Raw genomic sequence first — 11,747 nt, 5'->3', positions numbered from 1 at the left:
TTCCTGCTACTTCAGCTCTTTCTTTAGCTTTGTGCGTTCCTTGACGTTGGTTAGCAAGATATTGCTTAACATCAAGATATACTGCGTGATTATTTGGTTCTATACCAAATACTGAATCAGAAAGTTGCACTTTTCTTCCAGTATCTTTTCCATTGAAATCTAATACTTTTGCTTCCATTACTTCTGAATGATTACATAAGAGTTGTTATGACCAGGAACACATCCTTTAATAACAAGTAGGTTCTTTTCAGCCACTACTTTTAAAACTCTAAGGTTTTGAACTTTTACATTATCTCCTCCCATTCTTCCAGCCATACGCATTCCTTTGAATACTCTAGATGGATAAGAAGAAGCTCCTACAGAACCTGGCGCTCTTAAACGGTTGTGTTGACCGTGAGTTGCTTGTCCAACACCACCAAAACCGTGACGTTTAACAACCCCTTGGAAACCTTTACCTTTAGATACACCTTGCACATCTACAAATTCTCCTTCTTCAAAAATAGAAACGTTTATAACGTCACCTAATTTTTGTTCTGTTGCAAAATCTTGGAATTCAACGACTTTTTTCTTAGTTACAGTTCCAGCTTTAGCAAAGTGACCTACGGCCGCTTTTGTGGAATGTTTCTCGTTTTTGTCATCGAAACCTAGTTGCAACGCTTCATACCCGTCAACACCTTTGGTTCTGACTTGGGTAACTACACATGGGCCAGCTTCAATAACAGTACAAGGAATGTTTTTCCCGTTCTCGTCAAAGATGCTTGTCATGCCAATTTTTCTTCCGATTAACCCAGACATAAATATTAATTATTAATTATTAAATATAAATATAGAACGCAGCTTTTAAGCGAACCCTATTTTTTAAAGTGGTGCAAAAGTATACTTTATTTACACACAAACCAAAAAAATATTTTTCGTTTAAAAACAGCGTTCCGGTTTACTCTTAAACTACCTAAACTTTGATTTCAACTTCAACTCCACTTGGCAATTCAAGTTTCATTAAAGCATCAATAGTTTTAGATGAAGATGAATAAATATCAATCAATCTCTTGTATGACATTACTTCAAATTGTTCTCTCGCTTTTTTGTTAACGTGTGGAGAACGTAGAACAGTAAAAAGTTTTTTGTGAGTTGGTAACGGAATTGGTCCTGTTACTACAGCTCCAGTGCTTTTTACGGTTTTTACAATCTTTTCAGCAGACTTGTCTACTAACATGTGATCGTAAGATTTTAATTTTATTCTGATTTTTTGACTCATTTTCTTAAAGATTATGCGTTTCCTTTTGCTTTTTTGATAACTGCTTCTGAAATATTAGAAGGTGTTTCTGCGTAGTGTGAAAATTCCATAGTAGATGTTGCTCTTCCAGATGAAAGTGTTCTTAACGTTGTTACATATCCAAACATTTCCGATAATGGAACATCAGCTTTGATGGTTTTAGCACCTGCTCTGTCACCCATATCATTCACCTGACCTCTACGACGATTAATATCACCTACAATATCTCCCATATTTTCTTCTGGTGTAATCACTTCCATTTTCATTATTGGCTCAAGAATTACAGCACCTGCAGCTTTAGCCACTTCTCTGTATCCCATTCTAGCTGCTAATTCAAAAGAAAGTGCATCAGAATCCACTGGGTGGAAAGATCCATCTAACAAAGTTACTTTCAAACTATCTACTTGATATCCAGCTAATGGACCAGTTTTCATAGCTTCACGGAAACCTTTTTCAACTGAAGGTATATATTCTTTTGGTACGTTACCTCCTTTTACCGAATTAACAAATTGCAATCCTACTGGAACTTTACCGTCAACTTCATCAGCTGGCTCTAAAATAAATACGATATCACCGAATTTACCACGACCACCAGATTGTTTTTTGTAAGTTTCTCTGTGTTGAGCAGATTTTGTAAATGCTTCTTTGTATTCTACTTGAGGCTCCCCTTGGTTCACTTCAACTTTGAATTCACGACGCATTCTATCAACAAGGATATCTAAGTGAAGCTCACCCATACCTGAGATAATTGTTTGTCCTGAAGCTTCATCAGTTCTAACTGTAAATGTTGGATCTTCTTCGGCTAATTTAGCCAAAGCCATACCCATTTTATCTACGTCAGCTTTTGTTTTAGGCTCAATTGCAATACCAATTACTGGCGCAGGGAATTTCATAGATTCAAGGATAATTGGGTGTTTTTCATCACACAATGTATCTCCAGTTTTGATATCTTTAAATCCTACAGCAGCTCCAATATCACCTGCCTCGATATACTCGATTGGATTTTGTTTGTTAGCGTGCATTTGGTAGATACGAGAAATTCTTTCTTTGTTACCAGAACGAGTATTCAAAACATAAGAACCAGCATCCAATCTTCCTGAATAAGCACGGAAAAAAGCCAAACGACCCACGAATGGATCAGTAGCAATCTTAAATGCTAAAGCAGCGAAAGGCTCTTTTACATCTGGTTTACGCAATATTTTAGTTTGATCTTCTTCTAAAAGTTCAGCATCATCTGGATGAATACCAGTAATACCTTCTTTATCCATTGGAGATGGCAAGTATTTACATACTGCATCTAACATAAATTGAACTCCTTTATTTTTAAAAGATGAACCCGCAATCATAGGAATAATCGCCATATCCATTACAGCAGCTCTTAAAGCGATGTTAATCTCTTCTTCAGTGATAGACTCTTCGTCTTCCATAAATTTTTCTAAAAGAGTTTCATCATAATCAGCTACCGCTTCAATAAGAATAGATCTGTATTCTTTTACATCCGCAAGCATATCTTCTGGAATAGGCACAATATCATAAGTAGCCCCTAAACCTTCTTCATGCCATACAATAGCTTGGTTTTTTACTAAATCAACCACACCTTTAAAATCATTTTCTTCACCAATTGGCAAAGTAATCGCAACAGCGTTTGATTTCAACATATCCCTAACTTGTTGACAAACCATCAAAAAGTTAGAACCTTGACGATCCATTTTGTTAACGAATCCAATTCTTGGAACTCTATATTGATCCGCAAGTCTCCAGTTAGTTTCTGATTGTGGCTCAACACCATCAACAGCACTAAACAAGAAAACCAATCCGTCAAGCACACGTAAAGAACGATTTACTTCAACAGTAAAATCTACGTGTCCCGGGGTATCGATAATATTAAAGTGGTATGGTAAACTTTCAGGCAATAACTTACCTTGTGTAGTTGGAAAATTCCATTCACAAGTTGTAGCAGCAGAAGTAATCGTGATACCTCTTTCTTGCTCTTGTGCCATCCAGTCCATTGTTGCAGCACCATCGTGTACTTCACCAATTTTGTGTGATTTTCCAGTATAGAATAAAATACGCTCTGTTGTTGTTGTTTTACCAGCATCAATATGAGCAGCAATACCTATATTTCTTGTATATTTAAGATCTCTAGCCATTTTTTAAGAATTAAAATCTAAAGTGAGAGAAAGCTTTGTTAGCTTCTGCCATTTTGTGAGTATCCATTCTTTTCTTAACAGCAGCTCCTTCTTCTTTAGCCGCAGCTAAACATTCTGAAGCTAATCTCTGAGCCATTGATTTTTCGTTTCTTCTTCTTGAATAAAGAATTAACCATTTCATTGCCATCGAAATCTTTCTGTCTGGTCTAATTTGCATTGGAATTTGAAATGTAGCTCCACCTACTCTACGACTACGCACTTCTACGTGAGGCATAACGTTTGTTAAAGCATCTTTCCAGATTTCTAATGACGGTTTCTCCGCATCTTGTTTTTTAGACTCAATGATGTCAATTGCATCATAAAATACTTTAAACGCTGTCGATTTTTTTCCATCCCACATTAGGTTGTTCACAAAACGTGTTACCAGTTGGTCATTAAACCTTGGATCTGGTAAAAGTGGTCTTTTCTTTGCCGCTCTTTTTCTCATGTCTTTTTTTTAATAAAATTTCATTCCAATACACTCACGATAAATCGTATCAATATCAGAATAACGTTTTAAATTACTTTTTTGCTTCTTTTGGGCGTTTTGCTCCGTACTTAGATCTTCTTTGCGTTCTTCCTGCAACACCTGACGTATCAAGTGCACCACGAACGATGTGATATCTTACTCCTGGCAAATCTTTTACCCTTCCACCTCGCACTAATACTATCGAGTGCTCTTGTAGATTATGTCCTTCTCCAGGGATGTAGGCATTTACTTCATTTCCATTTGTCAAACGCACACGCGCTACTTTACGCATTGCAGAGTTTGGTTTTTTTGGAGTTGTAGTGTAAACACGCGTACAAACACCTCTTCTTTGAGGACAAGAATCTAAAGCAACCGATTTACTCTTCTTAGTGATTTGAGTTCTTCCTGTTCTTACTAATTGTTGAATAGTTGGCATAGTTAAATACTAAAAATTACTTGTTTATAAAATTCCCGCTTTTTACGGGGTTGCAAATGTAGAAAATATTTTTCACTAAACAAATCATAATTAATTAATTTTCAATAAGATTATTTAACCTTATGATTTTTATCACAAACGTTAGATATTTGCGTTACATTTAGTAAAATTTAAATCCACTTTGAAATATTTTGCATTCTTATTATTGTTTATCCATTTCGGCTGGAATTGCTCTGCCCAAAATTTTCATTTGCAACTCATTGGAAGCTCTACTACCGAATGTAGTGTTATTGATTCCTTGAGTTACATTTCAATTCACAAAAACACAAAGTCTATAAGCAACGAGATGGATTTAGTCTCAGAAAAACTATTGAAAATAGGCTATATCGAAAACCAAATTCTCGAAAACACCAAGATAAATGACTCTAGTTATGTGGCAAAATTTAGTTTAGGTCAAAGAATAAAATTTATACATATATATATAGGTAGAAATTCCGCAATAAACGATTTGATATTATTGGATAAAAAAAAGGATTCTCTAATTCTATCTTACAGTGAAGTAGAACCCTTTTTGAATCAAACTTTGCAAAAACTGGAACAAAAAGGTTTTGCATTGGCAAGATTAAAGCTAATCAACATTCATAAGCAAAACGAATCTCTTTATGCAGAATTACAATTTGAATCTGGTCAACAAAGGCAAATAAATTCGATTGTTGTTAAATATGACAAAGCCAACAAAAAAAACAGTTTTCCTGAAGGACATTTAACGCAAGTCAACAGAAAATACCACAAAAACACTTTCAACAAAGATATCGTAAGACAAATTCACGATGATTTTGAAAAATTTGGATTTGTAAACCAAATAAAATATCCAGAGATTTTATTCACAAAGGACACCACCAAAGTTTATGTTTATCTCGAAAAAAGAAAATCAAACACCTTTGATGGATTCATTGGTTTTTCCAATAACGAAAAGCATCAATTAACTTTCAATGGATACTTAGATTTAACCTTAGAAAACACCTTACGGGCGGGTGAGCAATTTTCACTTTATTGGAAAAGCAACGGAAACAATCAGAAAACATTTAAAGCTAGTATCGATTTACCTTATTTATTTAAAAGCCCAATAGGTATGAAAGCTCAAATTCATATATTCAAACAAGACAGTATCTATCAAAACACCAAAACAGCCATAGATTTAGGTTATTTTATACATTATAACACTCGAATCTATTTAGGCTATCAATCTACTGAATCCAGCGATATTCAAAACACAAACAATTCCACGATTAGCGATTACAAAAATTCCTATTGGACTTCCAATTTAGAATATTCGAAATTGGATTACGATAATGCAACTTTTTCAAAAAAATCGAGTGTTTCACTCAATATAGGTATAGGAAAAAGAGCGACAACCGATCTGGCGGAAACTGCAGGGACAAGCAAACAGTATTTTATAAACCTCAATGCAATGCATAATTTCTATTTAAACAAGAAAAACTGTATTAACATAAATTATCAAAATTATTTACTAAAAAGCGACACTTATATTATCAATGAATTGTACCGTTTTGGAGGTATCAATTCCATAAGAGGATTTGCAGAAAATAGTCTGCAAGCCAATTTTATGACTGCCATCATTTCTGAATATCGATATATAGCTTCTCCTAATTTATACCTGCATACAATTATAGATTATGGACATTATGAAGACAATAGCACTAAGAACAGAGGGAATTTACTAGGATTTGGACTAGGAATGGGGATTCAAACAAAAAATGGGCTGTTAAAGTTAGCTTTTGCCAATGGAAGTATAGCGGGTCAAGAAATTAAATTTTATAACACAATAATACACATAAGTTATAATGTAAAATTTTAGTGTTTTTTAAAATTATAAAAAAATATAACACTATTCATTGCATATGTTAAATGTTAAATTTCATATGCGCGCATAAAAAATCAATATAAATGTTAGGAAAGTTAACAAATTATTAAGATTTTTGTCCAACTAATTCAAAATATTTAAAAATGAAACTAAAGTTAAATGGATTCTTAGTGCTTTTAATAGCACTTATGACGCAAATAACCTTTGCGCAAGAGAGAACTGTTTCGGGTGTTGTTTCTGATAATGCAGGACTGCCTTTACCAGGCGTGAGTGTATTAGTAAAAGGAACTCAATCTGGGACACAAACTGATTTTGACGGAAAATATTCCATCAAAGCAACATCAAGCCAAGTCTTGATTTTTAGCTATGTTGGGATGAAGACCCAAGAAGTTACGGCTGGTTCAGCCAAGGTTAATGTAAAACTGCAAAATGACTCACAAGTTCTTGAAGAAGTTGTAGTCACAGGTGCAGTTGGTATCAAGAAAAAGAAAGCGGCTGTTACGTCTTCTTATTCAACCGTTTCTAATGAAGAATTAAAAGCAGCCTACAACCCTGATATTGTAAGATCATTGGCTGGTAAAGTTTCTGGGTTGACTGTCAATGCTACTTCAAATGGCGTTAGCGGCACAAATTCAATTCGAATTCGTTCAATGTTATCATTTACAGGAAACACAGAAGCATTAGTTGTAATTGACAATGTAATTTCTGCAGCTGATGTGCTTGCAACATTACCTTCTGAAATGATTGAAAATGTGACTGTTTTAAAAGGCGCTCAAGGAGCTGCTTTATATGGCTCACAAGGAAAACAAGGAGTTGTTCTGGTTCAAACTAAAAAAGGGACTAAAGATGAACAAATGAGTGTTACTTTTACTTCAACTTTTGATACTGAAGACATTAGCTTTGTTCCTGAAAGACAAACAAAATATGGTCAAGGTTGGTATGGTTCACGTGATCGCCAAGAAAATGGTGGCTGGGGAGAATTAATGGATGGTGCTCCTTATACTGTTGGTATTCCCGGCAGCCCAGACGGAGATGTTTTAACTACCTATTCTACAAAAGGATATGACAATATCAAAGATTTTTACAATAAAGGTTCAATTTATCAGAATAATTTGAACGTAAGTGTTGGAGGGAATGATTCCTACGTAAATTTCAGTTTAGGAAATGTTAGTCGTGATTTTATTGTAGAAGGAGATCACTTAAACAGAAATAATTTTGTTTTTAATGCTGGAAAGAAATTAAATAAATTAACTTTAGCAGGTACTGTTACTTTTAACAATCAAAACACAAAACAGGCAAATGTTAATGCCTCTACTTCTCGATCTGACTATACTCTTTTAACCAACTTATTACAAGCTGCTTCTAGCATTCCTATTGGGGAATTTAAAAACAGAGGTATTTATGGATGGAATGGATATTACCAAAACCCTTATTGGGCAAAAGACAACAATAGGTTAAATGAAATTCGTAATTACATTAACTTTGGAGGAAGTGCCCAATATGAAATTAACAAACATTTTGAACTTGCTTATAATGGATCCGTTCAATTAAGAAACAATAATCAAATTTCTTATTCTAATGAATTAATAGCTCCGGCCACTTCAGATGGAGATTTTTCTTCTGCAGCTGAATTTTACCAATCAAATTACGGATCCACTTTTTATTATGGTGATATAATGGCTAATTTCAATTACGAATTGTCTGATAAAATTGGAATGAAATTTAACCTTGGTGAGAATATGCAATATAATTATTCCAAAAGAGTTTCACAAGGTGGTGTTAATTTAGCAATTCCAGGATTTTACAACATCACTAATGTTTTGAATCCTGCAAGTCCTTCTTCAATGAACAATAATACTTATGAAACGAGATCAGTTGCTACATTTGCAAATTTTGATTTTAATTATGAAGATTATCTTTTCTTAAACGTAACTGGAAGATATGAAGGAAATAGTGTTGCAGCAAAAGGGAACCAGTTTTATTTTTATCCTTCAGTAGGTGCCTCATTCGTTCCAACAAAAGCAATTGATGCTTTAAAAGGTAACTCAATATTAACTAATTTGAAAGTATATGCTAACTATACGAAAGTTGGTTCACTAGATCCAGTTGGAGCTTATGAACTTACAGATTTAGCTGGCTCAGCTACAGGATTCCCTTATTCTGGCACCGGTAACTCTTATAATAATAGTTATGGAATTACTGATCCAAATATAAAACCTGAAACTTACACAACTTATGAAGGGGGTTTAAATTTTGGCTTCTTTAAAGAAGCATTAACTTTAGATGTCGCAGGTTATTTAACAGATACTAATGATTTAATTACAAATGCATCCCTTAGTACGACCACTGGTTTATTAACTAAAAAAACGAACTCTGGACAACTTAGAGGTAAAGGAATTGAAATTGATTTAGGTTTTATGCCTTTTAACACTCCAACATTCAAATGGAATGGAAGAATTTCATATACAGCTAATGACACCAAAGTTATTAGTGCAGGTGAGTCAGATAAAGTAGTAATAACAGATTCTGGAAATTCTCAAATAGCCGCAGACATTTCGGCTGTTAAAGGTATGTCTTTCCCATACATCACAGGTACAGATTGGATTAGAGATCCAAACGGAAATGTAATTGTAGATGCTACAGGGCAACCAACCCCAACTTCTGCATTTCAAAATTTAGGTAAAGTAACTCCGGATTATATCTTAGGATTTACCAATAGTTTTGAATACAAAGGAATCGGTTTGTCATTCACTATGGATTACAGAACTGGTGGTTATTTTATTTCTCAAACAAAATACAACCTTACTTGGAATGGACATTTAGTCGAATCAGCAGCATTTGACAGAAACGTTGGGTTCCTATACCCGGGTTCAGTTCAGCAAACTAGTCCAGGTGTTTTTGTACCTAATACTACCTTAACTGGTGGTGGTTTTCAAAATACTGGCGCAGCCAATAGAACTCAAACTTTTTATGGACAAGCGTCTAATTTAGGGGCACACAATTTAACTGATGCAACAGCATTTAAAGTTAGAGAGATTTCTTTAAGCTATTCTTTACCAAAAGATGTCTTGAAAAAAATTGGAATACAAACATTTAAACTTAGTGTGAACGCAAGAAACCCATTTATTATTCTTGCTTCTAACAACAAAGGTTATGCTGACCCTGAAGCTTCAAATCAAGTTAACAGTTCTACATCTAATGCTGCAAGAAACCCAACAGGAACTCTTACCAATACATCTAGAAATGGTCTTGGATGGATAGGTGATGCTCAATACCCATCAACACGTACTTTTGGCTTCAGCATAAACACTACTTTTTAATAATTAAATAATATATTATGAAAAAAATATTTTACTGTAGCATAATAATGTTACTTGTCTTTACATCTTGTGAAAATTACCTTGATGTAAATTCAAAACAAACGAATAAAGCTGAATTTAATGCACTCTCCCCTAACCAAATGTTAGCTGGCGCATTAAATAATTACACTACTTACCAGATCATTACATTAGGTAATTATGGGAATAAATTGGCCTATGTTTGGGGTTTAAATAGTGGTTACACTACTACTGATGCGGCCTACAACTACAAATATAGTAGTGCTAATTATGGAACTTGTTTTGAAAATGCTTATCTTTATGGAGATAATTTTCAGGATATTTTAGATAAAAAAGACACTTATTCTGATTATTCTTACCATTTTGGAGTAGCTAAAGTAATGAAAGTAATGTGTATGGATTATATAACTGCATTATATGGAGACGCTCCCTATTCTGAAGCTTTTGATTCTAAAATTAGTGCCCCTAAATATGATGATGACAAAACTATCATCCCTAAATTATTTGCAGAGTTAGATGAAGCAAGGGATTTCTTTAATAACCCAAGCACCAATGTTGTTGATTTGGGCTCAGAAGACATCGTATTTGGTGGAGACACAAACAAATGGATACAATTCATCAATACAATTGAGTTGAAAATGCTGATGAGATTGTCTAAAACTACTGATGCTGCTCTTGTAACTTTAAGGACTACTCGATTTGCTGCATTAAATGCAAATCAAGATTTCATTTCTGAAGACGTAGCAGTTAACCCTGGTTATGATTTAAGCACACTCCAGTCTAGATCACCAGTTTACAGAACTTATGGTTTAAATGAAGCTTTAAATGCTTGGACATCATCTAATAGGGCCAATGCTGCTGGAGATTTTGCTGCAAAACTAGTAAATGGCACTATCAATGATGCTAACATCACTACTGGAATTGTAGATCCTAGAAGAGCTAACATATTTACTACAATCGGAGGTGTTGTGGTTGGAAATGTACAAGGTATTTTCCCTGCTGCTGCAATTTCCAGAATGTCGTCATTTTTTATTGGCCGTTTGGGTTCTGATGCTAATGGAGCTGGAAGAGATGCTTATTTGATGCTTGCTGCTGAAAGCAAGTTTCTTCAAGCAGAGGCTTTTCAAAGAGGCTATATGACAGGTAGTGCGCAACAAGCTTTTGAAGACGGAGTAACTGCTTCATTTGATTTTTACAGCAAACCTTTTGGTACTTATACTCCTGCTACTCTTAATGCAGCGACTTATTTAACAGCTATAGATGGTAAAAATGGCTTAGGCTGGACTGGATCTACTGACAAAATTAGTGCCATTATGACTCAAAAATATCTTGCATTAGCTGAATGGCAAGGAATTGAGTTATATATAGATAATATGAGAACTGGTTATCCTGTTTTACCACTTCCTTTCGGAGTAACTGAAACAAAAAGACCAAATAGATTGATATATCCTACATCAGAATATTCTTCTAATAGTGCAAATGTTCCAGATGTAAGTAATGCAGATTTATTCACTGTAAACACTAAAACTCCTTATTATTTACAATAATAGTTGAATTTATTTATATAAAAGAGGCTGTCAAAAGACAGCCTCTTTTTTTTTAACTTATTCAATATAGTTTACTACTAGAATAATAGCATAATATTTTCATTAAAAAAATTTAACTAAATCCAAAAGTATCATCCTAAATTAATTGGTCTTTTGATAATAATTCATAAAAAACAGTAAAAATAAATCCCCATAAAAAGGAAATTGTATCTTAAATGAAGAGGGGAAATATATCATTAGAACACACATAAACACAGTAAATATTATTTGTGTTATGACATAACAATAAAAAATAGGAAGCAAAATATAAGAAGAACTCTATAAAATAGTATCACAAATAAATCTCATTTTACAATCTAATCAATACTAAAATTTAATCAACTTAAGAGTAAACATCAGAAATGAAAATATTAATAAGTTAATATTATTAATGGCAGAATAAGCAACTTATATATGTTTATGAGTACTATAAAAGAGTTTGTGTAAAAAAGGTAATGTGGTCAAAAATAGTTGGTGATTTTTTATTTTAGATTAGTTAAATTACCTCCGTCAAATTGAAGAGGACATTGGCTCTGCTGAGGAGCAACCAACTAGCAATAGATTTGATACA

Annotated in this window: 9 protein-coding genes; 3 read left to right on the top strand and 6 right to left on the bottom strand. The window is 33.8% G+C overall.

The features are described from left to right. The 6 genes from rplD to rpsL all read right to left on the bottom strand — a co-directional run. The coding region (rplD, locus tag PHC28_RS09425; RefSeq protein ID WP_300099193.1) for a 50S ribosomal protein L4 at positions 1-178 on the bottom strand (178 nt) is incomplete at its 3' end. After that, complete coding sequence (gene rplC, locus PHC28_RS09420) at positions 178-795, bottom strand: 50S ribosomal protein L3 (protein ID WP_300099191.1); 618 nt, start codon at positions 793-795, stop codon at positions 178-180. The genes rplD and rplC, both read right to left, overlap by 1 nt. Positions 796-949: 154 nt before the next feature. Further along, positions 950-1,255, bottom strand: a complete 306-nt coding sequence (rpsJ, locus tag PHC28_RS09415) for a 30S ribosomal protein S10 (RefSeq protein WP_011963470.1) — start codon at positions 1,253-1,255, stop codon at positions 950-952. Between the two features lie 11 nt (positions 1,256-1,266). Then, entirely contained in the window at positions 1,267-3,423 is a 2,157-nt protein-coding gene (fusA, locus tag PHC28_RS09410) for an elongation factor G (protein WP_300099188.1), read from the bottom strand. Positions 3,424-3,433: 10 nt separating this feature from the next. Further along, positions 3,434-3,910 (bottom strand): 30S ribosomal protein S7, encoded by a 477-nt coding sequence (rpsG, locus tag PHC28_RS09405; RefSeq protein ID WP_035668130.1) that lies wholly within the window; start codon positions 3,908-3,910, stop codon positions 3,434-3,436. 73 nt (positions 3,911-3,983) lie between these two features. Beyond that, positions 3,984-4,367 carry a 30S ribosomal protein S12 gene (gene rpsL / locus PHC28_RS09400; RefSeq protein ID WP_007136570.1) on the bottom strand — a complete coding sequence of 128 codons (384 nt, stop codon included), beginning with the start codon at positions 4,365-4,367 and terminating at the stop codon, positions 3,984-3,986. A 181-nt stretch (positions 4,368-4,548) separates the two neighbouring features. Here rpsL and PHC28_RS09395 point away from each other — a divergent pair, with 181 nt between their 5' ends. The 3 genes from PHC28_RS09395 (at position 4,549) to PHC28_RS09385 (ending at position 11,137) form a co-directional block, all read left to right on the top strand. Then, positions 4,549-6,246: a BamA/TamA family outer membrane protein gene (locus PHC28_RS09395; RefSeq protein ID WP_300099182.1), complete on the top strand. Its 1,698-nt coding sequence runs from the start codon at positions 4,549-4,551 to the stop codon at positions 6,244-6,246. A 149-nt stretch (positions 6,247-6,395) separates the two neighbouring features. Beyond that, complete coding sequence (locus tag PHC28_RS09390; protein ID WP_300099179.1) at positions 6,396-9,572, top strand: SusC/RagA family TonB-linked outer membrane protein; 3,177 nt, start codon at positions 6,396-6,398, stop codon at positions 9,570-9,572. A gap of 17 nt (positions 9,573-9,589) precedes the next feature. Then, positions 9,590-11,137, top strand: a complete 1,548-nt coding sequence (locus tag PHC28_RS09385; protein WP_300099176.1) for a SusD/RagB family nutrient-binding outer membrane lipoprotein — start codon at positions 9,590-9,592, stop codon at positions 11,135-11,137. The last annotated feature ends 610 nt before the right edge of the window (positions 11,138-11,747 follow it).

Origin of the sequence: Flavobacterium sp. (assembly GCF_028712645.1) — a bacterium.
Lineage (GTDB): Bacteria > Bacteroidota > Bacteroidia > Flavobacteriales > Flavobacteriaceae > Flavobacterium.
Note: the sequence above shows the minus strand (reverse complement) of the source record. Positions and strands in the feature narration are given on the sequence as shown.